The sequence below is a fragment of the Flagellimonas sp. ABD4_174 genome (genome assembly GCF_056160185.1).
Map to the genome: position 1 here is coordinate 1285687 of NZ_JBSWWP010000001.1, position 20629 is coordinate 1306315.

Below are 20629 nucleotides of genomic sequence, written 5' to 3' on the forward strand. Positions count from 1 at the left end.
TCAAAATGGGCAACAATCGGGCATATATGTTGATCATGGCGGGGCTAGTGTTTACCATATTGCCCAAGGCCAATGCCCAATTTTTCAAAAAGCTGAAACAACAAGCAGAAGAAAAATTGCTCAAAAAGGCAAACAATGGGATAGATGTTGTTTTTACCGAAAATAAAAGTGGCACTAAGGAAGCTGGGGACGCTAAAGGTCCTGTAACGGTCAAAAACGATCAAGATAAATCGGCATCCCCCAAGACCGTAGAGCAATCAAAAACCACGTATAACGAATCGGATTATTTGGTGTACAAATCTCCGGATCCTGCCTTTAAGGATATAGTGATTCAAAAACACAAGGGGCTTCCCCGATTTGGGGCGGTGGATTTTTATATGAAGCGGGACAACCCCAAGCAGGTAGATCTTTCAAAGGAGGCGGCGGACAAAAGAAACCTCACGGGCTTGGGCTATACGGGTTTTGCCCATTTGGTACGTATCCATATGTTAAAAGAGCATTTTAAGGCGATGGATAAAACGACCCTTACCCAACAGACCAAAGGAAAGATCATAGAGCAAGAGGCGAAATCCAGTCTGGCGCAAAAAGTATTAAAAGAGTTTGCTTTTGATATGGGTACCGATGCCTTAAAAAGGGAATATTTTATGAACGATTGGAGCGGCGACGGAAAAAGTCCGTTTGTTCGTAAATGGGGCGGTCACCAGGCCGATGATTTTACCGAGAACGAAAGGTATGTTTCGTTTGTGGACAAGTATTTGGACACCATATTAAAATGGAGCGAAGCCTTTTTTTTGGACGGGACCGAAGATTTTCAGCTGGTACATGATATAAAGTTTCACGGGCAATATGATTTTGACAAAGGTGGATTCTGGATTCAATTACCTTTAAGAAGCAAATCGATCAAGGTGTCTTCTTTGGATTATTTTTCTGAATTTTTGCCCCAGACACCGTATGGGCAAGAGATTGCCAATAAAACGAGCCAAGTGGAGTATATAAATGGGTATGTCCTCTTTAAGATAGCCCCGGAAAAGGCCGAGGCCCTGATCAATGATAAAAGCGTACTCCTACAGCTTACCATGAAAGTAAGGTCGGTTTTTAAAGATTTTCAAACGGACAACCCTTTCGTGTATGGAGCTCGTTACAGCTATCATTTCTTAGAGCCGGCAATGGAGCTGTACTCTAATGCAGAGCTTACCCAGAAAATTGGGGAAATTGATTTGCAAGACCTAAATTATAAAGGGCCTAACTAGCTAAAGGCCAATTTTGTTCAAAAAAGGAAAGTCTTTACGGTGGCTCGCATAAAGGCATAGGCTCGCTTTATCTGGGTTTTTACCGTGTTTACAGATATGCCATTGGCCTCGGCGATCTCAGCATAGCTATGGCCATTGATCACCGAAGCTTCAAAGATTTTTTTTCTTTTTGGAGGCAAAGATTCCATTAGCCTAGAAAGATTAAGTTCCCGTGGGTCAACTTCCATGGCCGGATGGTCGATTACTTCTGTTTCTTTTGGAAGATTTTGAAGTAGAGCTCTTTCTTGACTGGTTTTTCGTAAAAAAGTATAGCTCATGTTTTTTACAGCACGCACTGCATACGCTTGGAAAGATACTTTTAGCGCAATGGATTCATTTTTGTTGATGTAGTATTCAAAAAAATCTTGAACAATGTCGCAGGCAATATTTTTATCCTTAAGAATAGTGTAGGATGTTATCAGCAACAACTCATAATTTTCTTTGAATTGAAGTTCTATATCCACGTTGTCACTATTCAATTTTTCTTTCACTATTGGGGTTACAGGTATTTTTGAGATTAGAAAAACCTTCATAAAAATAGTAATTGCTCATTAAATGTGTAAAAAAATTGTCTTACAACCATGTTTTTTTAGAAAAAAGTTAAAATTTAACAAGCAACTGTCACCCTATTGTAAAACTGTCCCTACTTATAATTAGAAAAACACAGTTGTGGAAAAATCAAGACTAAGACAATTATTGCACCGGATTAAATCCTCGGATGTTATTGATCAGGAATTGCTGAAAGACTTGACTCCCGAAGAAAAGGAGTTGGTACAGAAATTACATTCGGAAGGATTGGTGGAAAGTTATTTGGAGGAAACACGTTCGCTCAACATCGATGAAGAATGGACACGATTCCAAAAAAGACTGCAAAAGAAAAATGGAGTACAAACACGGGTAGTGCCCTTGTGGAAAAATGTTCTAAAGTATGCCGCAGTGGCCATTGTGCTGTTAGGGGCCACAATTATCTTTAAAATAGTTAAATCTCCAGAACTGCCCGAACAGCCGGTCAATGGGGAAGTGGTGACCTTAAAAGGAGCCGATCACGATGTTCGGATTATTGATGAGGACGGCAATGGCCAGATCCGCTCTTCAACCGGGGAGCTCATCGCCGAACAAAAAGGGAACAGGATCAAGTACGTATCACAGTCCAGTATCAAAAAATTGGAATACAACGAATTAAAGATTCCATATGGACAAGTGTTCGAACTTGAGTTGTCCGACGGTACCTTGGTTCATCTTAATTCAGGAACGACCATTACATATCCAATAAATTTTATCAAAGGAAAAAATAGAGAGGTATTTATAAAAGGAGAGGCCTATTTTGATGTAACCTCGGATAAGGCCCATCCGTTTTTGGTGCATTCCGATAAAGTAACCGTGGAAGTATTGGGTACACAGTTTAATGTGAGTTCGTATCCAGAGAACCCAGAAATACAAACAGTACTTGTTGAAGGGCAGGTGGCCATGAGAAACTCGGAAACCGATGAAGGGGATATGATACTGACCCCCGGCACCAAGGGATCGTGGAACAAAACAACACTTTCTTCTCGCATGTCCGAAGTGGATGTAGACCTTTATACAAGTTGGATAGGAGGTGAACTGGTTTTTAGGGACACTCCTTTTAATGAAATACTCACCATGCTCGAGCGCAGGTACAATGTAAGTATCGAAAACAAAAACACCGATTTAAATAATAAAGTGTTGAACGCCAGATTCAGTGTGGAGATTGAAACCATAGATGATGTGCTTCGATCAATGAAGAATATACTGGGCTACAATTACCAAATAGATGGCAAAACCATACAAATAGAATAAAAAACACCTGATAGTTCCCGAGCAAATACGAATTCTTATACAACCATAAGAAACCAGGCCAATTAGTCCAACCAGTGTTGGGCCAAAAAACCAATTGGCTTTACTAATAACTAACTTCAAACTCAAATAACATGGAAAAAACCCCAACTAGGATTATTAGGCCAGACCAATCAACGGTCAAAAGGTCCAAGCTTAATCTGTTAACCTTTTTCTTGGCGCTGAGTCTTTTTCAGCTTCAGGCAAACGATCGGTCATCCGAAGTCCCACTAAATCTGCACATGAAAAATGTGACGGTGGAACAAGTATTCAAAAAGATAGAATCGTTGACTACCTACCGTTTTTTGTATGAAAGTGGTATTGCTTCTTTAGATCAAAAAGTAACCTTAAAGATAGAGAATGGTGATATTACGGATGTATTGAACACCGTATTTAAAAACACAAAATTGTCCTATGCCATTCAAGGTCGTCAGATAATTGTAAATATAGCTGCGAATCCGCCTACGGCTAAAAAAGCGATGCCCAAGGAGGACCTTGAGAACGAACAAAACCAAATCAGTGGAGTTGTTTCCGATAATAATGGAATGCCGTTGCCGGGAGCAAATGTGGTAGAAAAAGGTACCTCAAACGGAACACAAACCGATTTTGATGGTAAGTTTTCATTGACCGTTGCTCCGGGGGCAGTTTTGGCAGTAACCTATTTAGGATTTAAACCGTTGGAAGTACCGGTAAACGACCAAAGCAACCTTACTATAACCATGGTGGAAGATTCGGAGCAGTTGAGCGAAGTAGTGGTAGTTGCCTATGGTGAGCAGAACCGTGAAACTTTGACCAGTAATGTTTCGTCGGTTAAGGCAGAGGAAATTGAAAACCTACCGGTGGCTAGCTCAGATCAACTTTTACAAGGGCGTGCTCCCGGAGTATTTGTTTCCACCAACTCGGGCGATCCAGGAGGAGGTGTTTTTGTTAGGGTCCGTGGTTCCTCTTCCATAAGTGGGTCCAGTGATCCACTCTATGTAGTGGACGGAATTCCAATCCAAAGTGGAAACCTTTCCCAAAACGATGTCGGTGGAGCAACGGTTAGCCCAATTGCAGATATAAACCCTGCCGATATTGAATCCATAGATATCTTAAAAGATGCTTCTGCTACTGCAATTTATGGTTCCAGGGCGGCAAACGGAGTGGTACTCATTACTACTAAAAAAGGTACGCGGGACAAGGCCGTGGTCAGTATTGGAGTTTATGGAGGTGTACAGAGTTATGTAAAGAAACCATCATTGGTAACAGGCCAACAGTTCGAAACTCTTATGAATGAGAGTGCCCGTAACAATGGCCGTCCAGAGCCCTATGCCGATCCGGCCAACGCCGTTAATACCAATTGGAACGATTTGGTGGTGAACGATGGAGCTCCCATTCGAAACATAGATCTTTCCGTGAAAGGAGGAGGAGAAAAAGCAAGATACTTTGTTTCGGCCAACAACTATTCGCAAGAGGGATTGATCAAAAACTCTGGTTTTGAGCGTTTCTCAGGAAGGGTGAACATGGATTTTAGGGTCAATTCCAAACTAAATATGGGAACAAGTATGCTATACTCCCGTTCCAATCGGGATATAGTGCCGAATAGCGACAATATTGCCGGAGCCTTTGCCGGTTCGCACTTTTACCCTTCAAATATGGAGGTGTTGGATGCAGATGGCAACTATAATCGGATCCCTACCATTGACCACCCTTTGGCAACGATCAACGATGTGGATATCCAAATGGAAACAGGAAGATTTCTAGGTACCGTTTTTGCCGAATATACCTTTTTGCCCGGGTTGAGGTTAAAATCTTCATTTAGTGCGGATTATACCAATAATAGGGAAACGGAATACCTTAATACCAATACAAATGCGGGTAGTGCCGTACAGGGAAGTGCAGATTTATATACCCTAGATGATTATAACTGGATTCAGGAAAATGTTTTGAGTTATCAGTTTAATTTGGAAAAAAATGCATTTAATATTTTGGTGGGTAATTCCGTTCAAAAGTCGATCAGAAGATATGGTTTTTCGAGTGGGACCGGTTTTCCTACCAACGATTTTAGACAAATAAGCTCAGCAGCTATTTTAGATGCCAGTTCAGGAAGCACGAGCTATGGATTGGCCTCCATATTTTCGAGGGTCAATTATAATTTTGATCAAAAATATTTGGTCACATTAAACTTAAGGGGCGATGCCTCATCCCGATTTGGAAAGGACAATCGTTGGGGAATTTTCCCGGCGGTAGGCTTGGGATGGGTCATATCCAAAGAAAAATTTTTACAGGACGTAAAGTTTTTAAACAACCTAAAGTTTATGGTGGGCTACGGTATCACCGGTAACCAAAGTGGAATTACCGATTTTAATTCGGTCGGTCTTTGGGAAGGAGCTGCATACACCTCTGAGCCAGGCGTACGTCCTCTACAATTGGAAAATCCTTCGCTCAAGTGGGAAACTACAAAGCAGACGGATATCAGTATGGATATGACCATGTTCGATAACAGAGTCAACTTTACGGCCGGCTATTATTATAAAAAGACCGAAGATCTATTGTTGGAAGTACCTGTGCCAACTACATCCGGATTTGAGTCGGTGATCCAAAATTCGGGAGCGATCCAAAACCAAGGTGTGGAAATAGGTCTGGGTGTGGAAGTATTCCCAACGGATAATGATTTGACTTGGTACATCAATGGAAATATTTCCGGGAATAGAAATAAGATTTTAGATCTGGCAGCTCCTTTCAATGTGTACAACAGGGATTTGTTCCGATATGAAGAAGGTGCACCGATGTATTCCTACTACATGCACAAACAATTGGGCGTAGATCCACAGACAGGTGATGCCATTTTTGAAGATTATGATGGGGATGGGGAGTTTTCTACCAGCTCCGACCGATATATTGTTGGCGATGCCAACCCGGACTTTTTTGGCGGACTTACCAATACTTTGAAGTACAAGGGAATAGATCTTAGCTTTTTCTGGCAATTCTCCTACGGAAACGAGCAATTGAACTTTACACGCTTTTTTATGGAACATGGTGGTAGTAGGGGTACCAACTACACGACTTCGCAATTGGCCAGATGGCAACAGCCGGGCGATATTACGGATGTACCAAGAATGTCTGCGGCCAATTATGCATCGGATCTTAGACCATCTCGATTTGTGGAAGACGGTTCCTATTTAAGATTGAAAAACATATCATTGGGTTATACTTTGCCATCTTCGATCACGGAATCTTTAAAAATGTCAACGGCAAGAGTATATGTTTCAGGTCAGAATATTGTGACCATTACAAATTATTCGGGATTAGATCCGGAAGTGACTGCAACTGCAGATACATCATTGACTCAAGGAGTTGAGTTTTTTACCACTCCTTCCCCAATGACGATCATGGCAGGTATCAACCTAAGTTTTTAATTGAAAAACAAAGAAATAGGAGTGAAAAACTTAAAAAAAAATAAACCAATGTATAAGACCATAAATATAAACGTGAAGACTTTCCTGAGATATACCACCGTGCTCGGATTGTTGATATCCACCGCATGCGATGATATACTGGAGAGGACACCTGAAAATCAAGTGGAGGAAGCTTCAGTGGTTACTGATGAGACCAGTGCCCGTGCCGCGGTAAACGGTATGTACAACGAATTGCAAAGCTCGGACTACTACGGTGACAATTTCCTGATCATGGGAGATGTATCGTCCGATATAGCCCAAAGTATTGGAACTTGGGATTTTTATCGTGAAATGGACACTTACGAAGTATCGGCCGCGGGGAATACCGAGAACGATAATTTTTATAAAAGAGCCAATTCTGCCATTAATATTGCCAACAATGTGCTCAAAAAAGTTGCAGAATTGGATAATATCACCGACGAAAGCAAGGATGCAAAATTGGGCGCAGCATACTTTATTAGAGCGTTGGCCTTGTTCGACTTGAACCGGGTGTACGGAGGTGTTCCCGGGGTGGTAGGGACCATGGGTATGCCAGTAATTAGAGAGGCAACGGGATCTATCGAGGAGATCACCTATCCAGAAAGGCCCGCACTGCTGGATTCCTATTTGGCAGTAGAAGAAGATTTGTTGAACGCTATAGAGCTGTTGCCGGATACCAACGACAAAACAGTGGCATCCAAAGGAGCGGCACGGGCATTAATTTCTAGATTGTATCTGTATTTAGGATACTACGAAGACGTAATCGATTATTCAACAGATGTAATTGCTGACCCTAAGTACACACTGAACCCAAATTTTTTGGACATATTTGTCACCAAATCCAACCAAGAATCGGTTTTTGAACTCGATTTTAACACGACCGATCAAAGTGGAATCCGAAACTGGTACAATCCCAATGGCGGCCGTGGGGATTTAACCTCGCACCAGGAATTTTATTTGGAGGCTTCATCCGATCCAATGGATGTTCGCGGACAGTTATTTGGATTTTCCGAGTCCAACGGCAATTTTCAAATCAAATATCAAAAAGCAGGCGGACTGGATAACATCCATATCATCCGTATTTCCGAAATGTATCTAAATAGGGCAGAGGCCTTGGCCCAGACCGATGACCTTGATGGGGCAATCGACGATTTGAACGAGGTTAGAACTAGAGCAGGTATTGATGCCATTGCAGTTACCCCAGCAACTAAACAGGAAGTTTTAGAGCTAATCTGGCAAGAAAGAAAACTGGAGTTTGCCTTCGAGGGACACCGTTTCTTTGATTTGACCCGAACAGGACAGGTTATGGATGTACTTCAAAATATCAACAGAAACAATGGGCCGGCGGTAAGCATTCCAGAAATCGGAAGGGCAGTTTTTCCAATCCCAAGATTTGAACTTGATGCAAATCCAAATCTCGAGCAAAACGAAGCGTATCGCTAATTTATCTAACCAATAAAACAACAATTATGAAACACTTTAAAAAGATAAAACATATTGCACTAAGTGGTTTGGGCTTCTGTATCTCACTTTTGGGTACAAATGCACAGGCGCAGAACAAACCTTTGGACACTACACTTTTTAAATCCATGGAATATCGCGTAGCAGGGCCATACCGTGGCGGACGTTCCATTGGTATTGCAGGTCACGCGGACCGACAGAACGAATACTATTTTGGTGCTACCGGCGGAGGACTTTGGAAAACCACCGATGGAGGTAACACATGGGACCCAGTTACCGACGGACAGATCAATTCGTCCTCTGTAGGCGCGGTGGATGTGGCCGATAGTGACCCGGATATCGTATACATTGGTACGGGAGAGTCAGAGTTTAGAGGCAACATAATGCAGGGTGATGGTGTTTACAAATCCACCGATGCGGGAAAAATCTGGGTACATGCCGGTTTAAAAGATTCGCAGACCATTTCGAGGATACGGATCCACCCGACCAACCCCGATATTGTATATGCAGCAGTTTTGGGGCATCCTTTTGGTCCAAACGAAGAAAGAGGTGTGTTTAAAACCACAGATGGGGGGGACACCTGGAAAAAAATCCTGTACAAGGGCCCAAAAGCAGGTGCGGCCGATTTGATCTTGGATCCTTCCGATCCAAATACGATTTACGCTTCTATCTGGGAAGTATACAGAACCCCGTGGAAAATGTGGGGAGGTGGTGGAGCATCTGCCCTGTTTAAATCCACCGATGGAGGTGATAGCTGGGAAGAGCTGAGCAATTTACCAGGAATGCCAGAAGCCCCGATCGGTAAAATAGGGGTAACTGTATCCCCGGTAGATTCCAACCGTGTTTGGGCCATAATCGAAGCCAATAACGGCGGTGTTTTTCGTTCAGATGATGGGGGAAAAACTTGGAAACAGACCAACAACGAACGAAAATTGCGTCAGCGGGCATTTTACTATACACGTATTTATGCAGATCCAAAGGACAAGGATGTGGTTTATGTGCTCAATGTAAATTTCTGGAAATCAACCGACGGTGGAGAAAAGTTCGATACAGAGATTAAAGTGCCACATGGCGACAACCATGATCTATGGATAGACCCTAACAATCCAATGCGTATGGCACAGGCGAACGATGGAGGAGGAACTATTTCGGTAAATGGCGGTAAAACTTGGACAGATGAAAATTTTCCGACCGCTCAACTTTACCATATTACTGCGACGAACGATTTTCCATATTTTGTGGCAGGTGCCCAGCAAGACAATAGCACCATTGCTGTCCCGAGCGAAGGGTGGAACTTTTTAACGGCAAGAACAAACACTTTAAAAAAATCCACGCCCCATTATGCCGTTGGTGGAGGTGAGAGCGGATATATAACCCAAGACCCGGAAGACCTGGATGTTTTCTATGCGGGCAGTTATTCCGGAGTACTTACCCGCTATAATAGGAGAACAGGAGAAAGTAGGAGAATTGAGCCATATCCACGTTATTTTATGGGTGAACCGGCAGAAACTTTGCCCGAGCGTGTACATTGGACCTATCCTATAGTATTTTCCCCACTGGATTCGGATAGACTTTACGTAACTTCCCAACACGTATGGGTCTCCAACGATCGTGGGCAATCCTGGGAAAAAATCAGTCCAGACCTAACTTATGCCGACCCGGAGACCATGGGGGAAAGCGGAGGGGTCGTTACCCTGGATATGAGTGGTCCCGAATTGTATGCCACTGTTTATGCATTGGCACCTTCGTACCATGATGTGAATACTATTTGGGCAGGCTCAGATGATGGAATGTTGCACATTACCCGAAACCATGGTAAATCTTGGGAAAATATAACGCCTCCCGATGTGCCGAAACACTCAAGAATCAGTATTATCGATGCTTCAAGGCATCATGCCGGTACAGCTTATGTTGCGATAAAAAGGTATCAAATGAACGACCGTGCCCCATATATCTACAAAACTACCGATTACGGTGCCACTTGGACCAAGATCATCAATGGTATTGCAGATGGTCATTATGTACATGCCGTTCGAGAAGATATACAAGTGCCCGGATTGCTTTATGCAGGTACCGAACACGGAATGTATGTGTCTTTTGATGCGGGGGAAAATTGGAAATCGTTCCAGTTGAACCTACCCGATGTAGCTGTGCGCGATCTAGTCGTTACCGAAAAGGACATTGCTATTGCAACCCATGGTAGATCTATGTGGATTTTGGATGATATATCCCCGATACGTGAGTACAAAGAAGATATTTTGCAGAAAGATCTGCATGTGTACACCCCGTATTATTCAGTAAGACGAGTGCAAGATGCTGTTTTTCAGTACTATTTGGGTAAAGAGGCCAATGAGGTAACCATCGAGATTTTGGATGGATCTGGAAATGTAATCAGAAAGTTTGCCCCCAAAGATCCTAACGAGGAAATGGCAACCGAAGAGAAGGATAAGAACGAGGAAGAAGAAGGCAAGAAGAAAAAAGATAAGGATGTGCCCACTACTCACATGGGGCTGAACACCTTTAACTGGGACCTTCGTTATCCAGGCGCCACTGTTTTCGATAAAATGATCCTGTGGTCTGCACGCCCTAAAAGAGGTCCAATGGCCCTTCCTGGAAAATATCAGGTAAGGATAACCGCAGATGGCAAAAGCGAGACCAAAGAATTTGAAGTGAAAATGGATCCAAGGGTGAAGAACGTGAGTTCGGCCGATCTTAAAAAGCAATTTGACCTTTTAATGAATTTAAGGAACAAATTAAGCGAGGCCAACGAAGCTGTTATCGCCATCCGAAAATACAAAAAGGAAATGGGGGACGATATCAGAAAATCCACATTAAAAAAATTGGATGCCATAGAAAGTGAATTGTACCAGGTCAAAAATGAAAGTAATCAGGACCCTTTAAACTATCCTATAAAATTGAACAACAAGTTGGCCAGCCTTAGTTTAATAGTGGATAGCGCAGAATCAAAACCTACCAATGGTGCCTACCAAGTTTACGAAGAGCTGAGTCAAGAACTGGCAAAATTATTGGACGAACTGAATGCGTTGAATTTGGAGAAAAAAATGGCGAAGAAAATCAAGGGTTAAAATGAATTAGCTAAACAACAATCCAAAACCTTATACGTAAGGTGTTAAGTTTTGACCTCTTGTTTATCGATTGACCCAAAACTTCAATCGTAACGATCCCCCTAATTTTAGGGGGATCAATTGTTTCTATGAGAGTGTAAAGGTCGCGATACATACTTTTTGAGACAATTTCAATCGTGTTTTTTAAGGATGGTAAAACAAGAAGGAAATCGTTCAAAAACTTAAAGAAACCTTTAAAAGCTTGTTAGAGGGGAAATCGGGTATCAACGCATCTAAAATTAACAGAAATAAAAAGGTAAACTAAATCTTATAGTTTGTTTTTTGTTTTAATTGAACAGGGTCAAACCAAAAAAAGGCGGTATTGTAAATCCTTGTATGGTATCAACTGATAGTATTCAGTGAGTGTAAAGGGTTCATCTATTTATATTAAAGCTTATTGGTACGTCGGGTTACCAACTATTTTCTGCCATTTAACCCCATAAACCTGCACTCCTGTACTTTTACTATACAGAGTAGGATGATTTTCATTGCTTTGTATCAAGTTATTCATCAATCAAAAAACGAACAAATGAGAAAAGGAGTAATTGCAAAACTTGTATTGGTATTGATTTTCACTAGCTGTGCATCAAAAAAGACCAATGAACCCATTGTGAAAGATTACCAAATGGGAGAAAAATGGACTTGGAAATGGGAACGAAAAGTGGATGGTGAAGTTCGGGCAGAAGGCGAGGATGTACAAAAAGTTGTTAAATACAAGAGTACTTTGGGGCTTTGGAACGGAACGGATACCCTTCAAATTCCAACTGAAATAAATAAAAACCAGAGCAGTACACCATTTAGGAGTTGGCCTTTGCAAGTAGGAAAAAAATGGAAGTATATTTCCGAATGGGCGAACAACGAGGGAACCACCGGAAAAACCAGTCAGGATGTTGAAGTTGTTTCCTTTGAAGAGCTGAATGTAGAAGCAGGGAAATTCGAGGCCTATAAAATTGAATATAAAGGGATTGTGACAAATTCAAGAGGTTTTAAGGGTGAGATGACCGATATTTGGTGGTATGCCCCAGCATTGAAAACATACATCAAACATATAAATGATGATGGTTATGGTTTGTATACCAATGAATTGACCAGTTATTCAAAAGCCGGGGAGTAATATTTTTTTTAGGATAAAGTACATTTCAAATACGAGCATTGGAAAATAAAGGCACACATATGGGATTATCACTTTATTGGAAATGCCAACTTATAGGTTGGGGCGTGGTATCCTTGTTGTGGCTTTATATTGCACTGGACAGAGACCGATTTACCGTTTCCCATGCCATGATCAACTATGTGCTCGATGTTTCTATCTGCATTGGGCTTACCCACGCATATAGGACCATAGCATTGCATTTTAAATGGAATCAAATGGGCATTAGACCATTGTTGAAAAAGCTCATACCATCCATATTGATTTTGGCCGTTTTGTTCATGCAGCTCATGAATTTAAAAACATCGGCATATATCTATTTGGTCAATAAGGCAAATGTCTTCGTGGAAAATATCTTGGTTTGGAACCCGGTATTGATCACAGGTTTGAGGCATATGGCAATTTGGGTACTCGCCTATCACGCGTATCATTTTTATATGAGGGAAGTAAATACGACAAAAGTAAATGCCCAACTTACCATCAAAGCAAAGCAAAGTCAGTTGGATAATTTATCGGCACAGCTCAATCCTCATTTCTTGTTCAATTCTTTGAACTCGATCAAGGCGCTGGTTGTTGAGAACCCGACCGGAGCAAGAAGGGCCATCGATTTGTTGTCCGATCTATTGCGTACATCGCTCTACGATAAGGAGCACTTGACCATTTCCATAGCCGAAGAAATGGCTTTGGTAAACGATTATGTGGAGTTGGAAAAGCTTCGGTTTGAAGAACGATTGACCATTAATATGAACCTTGACAAATCCCTCGATAAAGTAAAAATTCCACCTTTGAGTATCCAACTATTGGTGGAGAACGCCATAAAGCATGGGGTGGACAAACAAATACAAGGAGGTACGGTAGATATTTCAGTTCAAAAAAAGGAAGGTTATGTCGTGGTTCAGGTAAAGAATCCTGGGGTCTTCTTAAAAGGAGAAGATGCGGGAGTAGGGCTTAAAAATCTAAGTGAACGCCTTTTGTTGCAATATGATGGTCTAGCGAAGATCGAGATTGCAACGCCTTCGGAAAATGAGGTTCTGGCCACTTTACTAATTCCAATTGAAAAATAATGGGCAACTATAGAACATTGATCATAGATGATGAACGCTTGGCTCGTGAAGAGGTACGAAGAGCACTGGATCACTATCCGGAATTTACCATAATTGGGGAGGCAAACAATGTGGAAGTAGCGAAAGTATTGGTGGAAAAGGAACAGCCGGACCTCATTTTTTTGGACATCCACATGCCCGGAAAATCAGGTTTTGATTTATTGGAGGAGTTGGGAACTGTCCCAGAAGTGGTGTTCACGACTGCTTATGATCAATATGCGGTTCAGGCCTTTGAAGTAAATGCACTGGACTATTTGGTAAAACCGCTTCGGGAAGAACGTTTTGCCAAAACCATCGAAAAAGTAAAGCTTGAGTTTAAAAAGCAGGAAGAAGAGCAGAAGGTACCCTTGGCGAGCCATCAAAAAATCTTTATTAAAGATGGCGAAAAGGTGTACTTTATTGCATTGGCGGAAGTTAGTTTAATCGAGTCCATGGACAACTATGCGCGGCTATATTTTGGTGATGAAAAACCTATGATCAAACGCTCGTTGAACCAATTGGAGAAGAGATTGGACCCCGATATTTTTTTTAGGGCAAATAGAAGTCAGATCATCAACACCGAGTACATTAAGGAAATTCAGCCCTATTTTAATAACAAACTACGACTTGTATTGACCACGGGGGAAATTGTTGATCTATCGAGTAGGCAATCCGTAAGCTTCAAAAAACGAAATAGTTTGTAGTTATTTACAAACAATCACATTCAAAAACGAACAAAAAACGCATACAGCAGTAGGACATCTATGTCCCAATCCTAACATCAATCAAAATGAAAAAATCAATCAGTTTAATAGCTTTTGGTATTGCAACGGTCCTTGTTTTTTTTGCTTCTTGCAAGGAGCAAAATCAAGTTCGGCCCCCTAGAATCATTACCGAAAATAATTCATCCTATCTGGTTCAGGATAGTATTTTGATCCCAACAGCCGATGGCGCAAATATCCACGCAGTCATCGTTCGAAATTCCGAATTGGAGGAGCCAGCCCCAACTATTTTGTTCCACACCATTTATGCCCGTAAAAATGACCTGGACAGGGCAAAAATGGCGGCCGATCATGGGTATATAGGTGTGGTTTCGTACACCCGAGGCAAAGGATTGAGCCCGGATTCGATTGTACCCTATAAATATGAGGCAAAAGATGCGTATGAAGTAATCGACTGGATCAGCAAACAGGATTGGAGCAATCAAAAGGTGGGGATGTACGGTGGAAGTTACGTGGGGTTTACCCAATGGGCCGCGGTAAAGTACAAGGTACATTCAGCGCTTAAAACTATTGTGCCCTCCGTTTCGGCAGCACCCGGTATAGCCGAACCTATGGAGAATGGCATTCATTGGAACTTTCATTATCCTTGGAACCATTATGTGTCCAACAACAAGTATTTGGACACCACTTTGTATAACAATTGGCAACGTTGGAACAATTTGAACATGAAATGGTTTGAAACCGGCGTAGCTTACAAAGCAATGGATAGCTTGGATGGATTACCCAATCCACAGTTTCGAGAGCGCTTATTACACCCAACATATGATAATTATTGGCAAAACATGATGCCCTACAAAGAAGAATTTGCCCATATCAATATTCCTGTTTTGGCCACGACTGGATATTATGATGGGGGGCAAGTGGGAACACAGTTTTATTTAAAAGAACATACCAAATTCAATACAAATGCAGCACATTATCTAGTAATTGGACCCTACACCCATTTTGGGGCCCAGGAGAAACCTAATCGTCATATTATGGGATACGATATTGATCCAGTGGCCCAAATTGATATCACAAGCTTGATCTTTGAGTGGTTTGATCATATTTTAAAAGGAAAAGCCAAACCAGCATTGTTACAGGATAAAATCAATTATCAGGTAATGGGAGCGAACAAATGGGGTCATGCCCCTTCTTTGCAGGCCATGGCAACTGATACTTTAAAGTATTATTTAGGCAATGGGCGTTCGGGTGTAACTTTCGCATCTTTGTTTGGAACGGGAAACAATGACAAGGATGAACATTACACTCTCTCCCAGCAACCCTTGGATTCCAGCGAATATTTGGAACAGGTCATAGATTTCACAGACCGTAGCAATCGAACTTGGAATTCGAGCGGATGGCGGGCTATTGTTGCGGATAGCCTTATGGTTGGCGGTGGTTTTTCTTTTATCACCCAACCTTTTGAATCCGATGTTGAATTGAACGGATCCTTTGGTGGCGAAATTTTGGTGTCCATTAACAAAAAAGATTTTGATTATACGGTAGTCTTGTTTGAACAGACCCCAGATGGTAAATTCTTTGCCTTGACATTGCCCTATAAGGCTAGAGCCAGTTTTGCACATAGTCTTGAGAAACGGCAGTTGTTGACCCCCAACAAAAAAACAAAACTTCCTTTTGGCATTGTGCGGATCACCAGTAAAAAGATAAGCAAGGGCAGTCGTTTGGTAGTGGTCGTCAACGGAAACAAAGAACCCTTTACGGAAATAAATTATGGAACGGGAAAAAATGTCAGCGAAGAAACCATCAATGATGCGAAAGAGCCTTTGATCATTAAATGGTATGGGGATGGTTATATTGAAATACCGTTAAGGATAGATAAGTAATACGATTGGAAATGTAGGTGATCAATATACAGGGGTGCCAGAAATAAAAAAGGAGCTATTTTTAATAGCTCCTTTTTTGTGACCGCGGCAGGATTCAAACCTGCAACCTTCTGAGCCGTAATCAGATGCGCTATTCAGTTGCGCCACGCGGCCTTATTTAAGGGCTGCAAATATATTTCTTTTTAACTTTACCACAAAACCCTAGCGAACAAAAATGGATTTTGAACCCTACATTCGTGATATTAAGGACTTCCCAAAACCGGGAGTGACTTTTAAGGATATAACGCCCCTATTAAAAAATGCCACAGCGCTGCAAAAGGCGGCCAACGCCTTGGTGGGGTTTATTGGCAATACGAAAATTGATAAAGTAGTAGGGGTGGACAGCCGAGGATTTATTTTTGCTCCCATGTTGGCCGAAAAACTAGGTGCTGGTTTTGTAACTGTCCGAAAATCAGGAAAGCTACCTTATACGACTATTTCTGAGTCCTATGATCTGGAATATGGAAAGGGGATCTTGGAAATCCACGCGGACGCCATTGAGGAAGGTGACAAGGTGTTGGTGCACGACGATGTACTGGCAACAGGTGGGACTGCCGAAGCCGTATGTAAATTAGTGGAGAAGCTAGGGGGAGAGGTGGTCCAGTGCAATTTTCTAATCGAACTTTCCTTTTTAAAGGGGGGCGATAAGCTCAACGGTTATCCTGTAAAAGCTCTCTTGAGATATTAATTATTGTCCAAAGCCTTGGTGGTTACAAAATAGCGCCACCCGATTATCGCTAGCTGCAATTTACTTGCCTTGGATAGATCCAGTCCCTTTTTAGAATATGACGGGAGAATAAACTTGTTTATTTTGGCCAAAACCTTGTAAAACATAAATTAATTGGGTTTAGGACAAATATAGGCAAAGCAACTTATAGGTTATATCTTATAAGGTTGCAGGTAGCTCGGTGTTTTTTAAATAAAAATTAGAGTCAGGAGTTGCATTAAAAGAGCGATGAAAAACTTTACGATTGCGATCATTTATTAGATTGGTTTAAATGTTGAACAAACAACTATTTTGCTTGTATGTTTTTCGAATATAGAATGATAAAAGTCATGCTTCCAAGCAATTGAGTAAAAATCTATGCAATTGAATACGAGATTGAATCTTTTAAAACGGTAAGCTGCTATAAGTGTAATCTTGGTGCTTGGTAATAATTAATATATGTAACCTATAAGTGTTTATGTGGTTAAATAATGTTAGAATTGTAGGGGGTCTTTTAATAGGTTTGCCAAAACCTAGGGAGCTTTCGTTTAAAAAAGCGCTATTTTTAGCTGTTTCGTTTCTCGATAAAAAAAGAGCCGCTAAAAAAAGCGACTCATTCAACATTAAGTTTTTATGGTTTAAAAAGGAATTATTTATTTTTTTTGGTGGTTATCTCAACCACTCCATTTGTAGCTTTTTTACCATATTTTTCAATAGCAGGGTCTCCCTTTAAAACGGTTACATTTTCAATATCGGATGGTGATATTTTATTGACCATTTTTTGTTTTGTTTTTTTACCATCCACAATATACAGTGGTCGACCTTTGTCATCAGAACTTATAAAAAGGAAGTTCGAGTCATCACCGCTGACTTCGATATCCTCGTCATCATCGGAATCCCTAATGACCATTACATTTGTTTTATTCTCAATGTCCACATCCTTGTCGTCAATCATTTTCATTACAAATGCACCGTCTTTCTTTTTTCCAATTTTCTCAATTTTTACATTCTTCTTTCCGTTGCCTTTTTGTTTGACTATAAAAACACTTTCTTGATCACTATCCTCATCTAAATGTATATCCATGGTATGTAGCTTATCTTCATTGACCTCCTCACCATTGACGAATACCTTCTTTTTACCATCTACTTTTTTTACGATAATTTCTTTTTCGTCATCCGTACTCCATGAGACGTCACTATCATCCGTTCTATGGATTTTAACCTTACTTTTCTTTTTTGCGTTCCAAAAGGAGACAGCATTGTTCGTATCATCGTAAAGTACGGTTATAGGGTTGATCGGACTATCGGAATTTGAGTTGTAATTCCCACTAAAGTCTTTACCGTTTGCGTTTTTTCCGCTTAGGTTCAACGAGATAGAAATAATTTCGCCGTCGTCGTTCCTTACTGTGGTATAGCTAAAGTCCACACCCTCTTTGGCCAAATCTTTTTTAATGTTGTCCAAATCCGCATCTGTGGTGTTCTTGTCAATGGTTAGCTCTACCATCTTGTCGTCTTTTGGTGTTTCTTTTACCATAACGTTATCGAGGGTGACGGAATCTTTATAAAGATATTTTTTCTCAATATTGAAACTCACCAGCAGCAATCCCAATAGGGGCATTACGGCCAATGTTTTAAGAATGTTGATTTTTTTCGATTGATTTTGATTTAACATGACTATTCGTTTTTTGATTAATGAATTATAAAATGAGTTGGCCAATGTGTATTCTTTTTGATCGACCGCCTGTTTAAGCATAAGGTACTGGTAGGATTTTTTGTTGTCCGTTTCTTCCACGGCGTAATGATCCGCCAAATACTCTAGGTTCTGTTTTATTGCACTTTGATACAACCATAGAATTGGATTGAACCAGAAAACTATCTTTAAAACTTCCAATAATAGAATATCCAAGGTGTGATATTGTCTTGCATGGACCTTTTCGTGTTCCAAAACCGAGCGTAGTTCGTTTGGTTCGAACAATCGCGGATTATAAAAAATATAATTGAAGAACGAGAAGGGGGAAATCCGCTTTTCCGTAATCATATGAACATACGGACTTTCCTTTTTAATATTTGCGGTTCTGGATAGCTTTCTTAGCGAAAGCAACCTTGTAATGAATTTTATAAATAATAAAATGACGACCGATAAGTATAAGGCTATGATTAAACCCTCGGGGACAATAAAGCCATTTTGACCTGTTGTGGCGTGAACTTGAGAGGAGGTTTCACCAACTTGCACTAAAATAGGTTGGGCCGCAACAACGGTTTGCTGAATTTTAAGTAATGGAAAGATAAAGGACAGTACCAGGCCTGCAACCAAAAAAAGCCGATTCTCCATAAAAAGGGTCTCCTTTTTTAGAAAAATATGGTACACCGCCAAAAAACCACCGGCCACAAGAAAGGATTGTAAAATATATAGTAGAATGGTTTCCATTACTTTTTCTTTTCAATTAGGTCAATAATCTCTTTTAGCTCGGAAACCGATATCTTTTCTTCTTGTGCAAAATGTGAGACCAAACTCTTAAAAGAGTCGTTATAGTAATCGGCAATTGCGGCATTCACATATTTTTTGCGGTACTGTTCTTTGGTGATCAAAGGGAAATACCGATGGGTGTTACCGAACGCTTCGTGGTCTACGAATCCTTTTTCCTGTAGGTTTCTAACTATGGTGGACAAGGTGTTGTAATGAGGTTTTTCACCTCTAATTTCCTCAAGAATTTCTTTTACAAACGCTTTTTTGAGCTCCCAGAGAATTTTCATGATTTCCTCTTCCTTGTTGGTCAATTTTTGCATAATACTGTATTTGTTGCCCAAACATAATACTAATCTTATAGTTAAGCAACTATTTTTATAGTTTATTAACTAAAAAAGTAGTTTTTATTTTTGTTATAACCTTCTTGGGTGAGTTATTCTTCCATTATATTTGTATGCAAATCATACGTTTTTGGGAAATCTACTTTTTATTGTTTTAGGATTGGTTCTGCTTATAGCAGGTGGAAATTGGTTGTTAAAATCGGCGGTAGCCCTGTCCTTGCGGCTCTATATCCCTAAAATTGTTATTGGTATGACGGTGGTGTCCTTTGCTACCTCTGCCCCTGAGCTTATTGTAAGCATTAAGGCTGCTTTGGATGGGTTTCCGGACCTATCCCTAGGCAATGTTGTGGGGTCCAATATCGCAAATCTGGGACTGGTTTTGGCCATTACCGTAATAATGGGAAGTATAGATGTGCGTAAAAGTTTTTACACTACCGATTGGCCGGTTATGATCGTTGCTTCGTTGTTGTTTTGTGGCTTTATTTATTTTGATGGGGTTCTGGAACAATATGAAGGGATCATAATGGTATCCTTGCTATTTGTGTTCCTTGTTTACTTGCTGAGGTTTCAAAAAACAGCGGTAGTGGACGAAATGCCGGAGGACGATGTTCCTTTGCCATTGTATAAAATAGTCCTGTTTCTGGGAATAGGGGGAACTGCACTTTGGGGAGGTTCCGAGCTGCTTATTGATGGTGCAGTGGGTCTGGCGTCCTCCTTTGGAGTAAGTGATCGTGTAATTGGGATAACCATAGTGTCCGTAGGAACCAGTATTCCGGAGTTGGCAGCATCGGTAATCGCGGTGATCAAACAGGAAAAAGCGATTTCTTTAGGGAATTTGATCGGGTCCAATATTTTTAATCTGCTCGCAGTATTGGGAATAACTTCGATAATTACCCCGATAACCGTAATGGACGAGGGGTTGTTGTCCAGCGATATCTTTTGGATGCTTGGGATATCTTTTCTTATTTTTCCATTGGTGTTTTTTCCAAAAGGATTACGGTTGGGCTGGAGAGATGGTTTAATCCTTTTAACCTTCTATGTGGTATTTATATATATGACCATAAAATAAAAACCGCCCCAAATGTGGGACG

The 20629-nt window shown here is 40.9% G+C and carries 15 protein-coding genes and 1 tRNA gene; 11 read left to right on the forward strand and 5 right to left on the reverse strand.

From position 1 onward, the window contains the following. Positions 1–5 precede the first annotated feature (5 nt). Positions 6–1250 carry a hypothetical protein gene (locus tag ACXAFK_RS05665; protein WP_474957081.1) on the forward strand — a complete coding sequence of 415 codons (1245 nt, stop codon included), beginning with the start codon at positions 6–8 and terminating at the stop codon, positions 1248–1250. 17 nt (positions 1251–1267) lie between these two features. Here ACXAFK_RS05665 and ACXAFK_RS05670 read toward each other — a convergent pair whose 3' ends face one another. Beyond that, the gene (locus ACXAFK_RS05670; RefSeq protein ID WP_474957082.1) at positions 1268–1822 is read right to left on the reverse strand and encodes a sigma-70 family RNA polymerase sigma factor; all 555 of its coding nucleotides are present in this window, start codon (positions 1820–1822) and stop codon (positions 1268–1270) included. Positions 1823–1958: 136 nt separating this feature from the next. Between ACXAFK_RS05670 and ACXAFK_RS05675 the strand changes: the two genes are divergently transcribed. From ACXAFK_RS05675 to ACXAFK_RS05710, 8 genes are all read left to right on the forward strand, one after another. Further along, positions 1959–3107, forward strand: a complete 1149-nt coding sequence (locus tag ACXAFK_RS05675) for a FecR family protein (protein ID WP_474957083.1) — start codon at positions 1959–1961, stop codon at positions 3105–3107. Between the two features lie 278 nt (positions 3108–3385). Next, on the forward strand, positions 3386–6541 hold the full coding sequence (locus ACXAFK_RS05680; RefSeq protein WP_474957084.1) for a TonB-dependent receptor: 3156 nt from the start codon (positions 3386–3388) through the stop codon (positions 6539–6541). Between the two features lie 48 nt (positions 6542–6589). Further along, the gene (locus ACXAFK_RS05685) at positions 6590–8002 is read left to right on the forward strand and encodes a RagB/SusD family nutrient uptake outer membrane protein (protein ID WP_474957085.1); all 1413 of its coding nucleotides are present in this window, start codon (positions 6590–6592) and stop codon (positions 8000–8002) included. 26 nt (positions 8003–8028) lie between these two features. After that, positions 8029–11106, forward strand: coding sequence for a WD40/YVTN/BNR-like repeat-containing protein (locus ACXAFK_RS05690; RefSeq protein WP_474957086.1), 3078 nt, complete (start codon positions 8029–8031; stop codon positions 11104–11106). A 568-nt stretch (positions 11107–11674) separates the two neighbouring features. Beyond that, positions 11675–12259 carry a hypothetical protein gene (locus ACXAFK_RS05695; RefSeq protein ID WP_474957087.1) on the forward strand — a complete coding sequence of 195 codons (585 nt, stop codon included), beginning with the start codon at positions 11675–11677 and terminating at the stop codon, positions 12257–12259. 59 nt (positions 12260–12318) lie between these two features. After that, positions 12319–13359 (forward strand): sensor histidine kinase, encoded by a 1041-nt coding sequence (locus ACXAFK_RS05700; RefSeq protein ID WP_474957088.1) that lies wholly within the window; start codon positions 12319–12321, stop codon positions 13357–13359. Beyond that, positions 13359–14081: a LytR/AlgR family response regulator transcription factor gene (locus tag ACXAFK_RS05705; protein ID WP_474957089.1), complete on the forward strand. Its 723-nt coding sequence runs from the start codon at positions 13359–13361 to the stop codon at positions 14079–14081. The genes ACXAFK_RS05700 and ACXAFK_RS05705 overlap by 1 nt, the downstream gene beginning before the upstream one ends. 86 nt (positions 14082–14167) lie before the next feature. Then, positions 14168–15985, forward strand: coding sequence for a CocE/NonD family hydrolase (locus ACXAFK_RS05710; protein ID WP_474957090.1), 1818 nt, complete (start codon positions 14168–14170; stop codon positions 15983–15985). A 79-nt stretch (positions 15986–16064) separates the two neighbouring features. On the opposite strand, the gene ACXAFK_RS05715 is transcribed toward ACXAFK_RS05710, so the two are convergent. Beyond that, positions 16065–16138: transfer RNA gene (locus ACXAFK_RS05715), tRNA-Arg, on the reverse strand. 61 nt (positions 16139–16199) lie between these two features. Here ACXAFK_RS05715 and ACXAFK_RS05720 point away from each other — a divergent pair. After that, entirely contained in the window at positions 16200–16712 is a 513-nt protein-coding gene (locus ACXAFK_RS05720; protein ID WP_224835263.1) for an adenine phosphoribosyltransferase, read from the forward strand. Here the strand turns inward: ACXAFK_RS05720 and ACXAFK_RS05725 are convergent. The 3 genes from ACXAFK_RS05725 to ACXAFK_RS05735 all read right to left on the reverse strand — a co-directional run bounded on the left by ACXAFK_RS05725 (position 16709) and on the right by ACXAFK_RS05735 (position 19517). Continuing rightward, positions 16709–16858 (reverse strand): SsrA-binding protein, encoded by a 150-nt coding sequence (locus ACXAFK_RS05725; protein WP_474957091.1) that lies wholly within the window; start codon positions 16856–16858, stop codon positions 16709–16711. The genes ACXAFK_RS05720 and ACXAFK_RS05725 overlap by 4 nt on opposite strands. A 521-nt stretch (positions 16859–17379) precedes the next feature. Beyond that, positions 17380–19158 (reverse strand): M56 family metallopeptidase, encoded by a 1779-nt coding sequence (locus tag ACXAFK_RS05730; protein ID WP_474957092.1) that lies wholly within the window; start codon positions 19156–19158, stop codon positions 17380–17382. Then, positions 19158–19517 (reverse strand): BlaI/MecI/CopY family transcriptional regulator, encoded by a 360-nt coding sequence (locus ACXAFK_RS05735; protein WP_224835260.1) that lies wholly within the window; start codon positions 19515–19517, stop codon positions 19158–19160. The genes ACXAFK_RS05730 and ACXAFK_RS05735 overlap by 1 nt, the downstream gene beginning before the upstream one ends. 151 nt (positions 19518–19668) lie before the next feature. Between ACXAFK_RS05735 and ACXAFK_RS05740 the strand changes: the two genes are divergently transcribed. Next, the gene (locus ACXAFK_RS05740) at positions 19669–20607 is read left to right on the forward strand and encodes a calcium/sodium antiporter (protein ID WP_224835259.1); all 939 of its coding nucleotides are present in this window, start codon (positions 19669–19671) and stop codon (positions 20605–20607) included. The last annotated feature ends 22 nt before the right edge of the window (positions 20608–20629 follow it).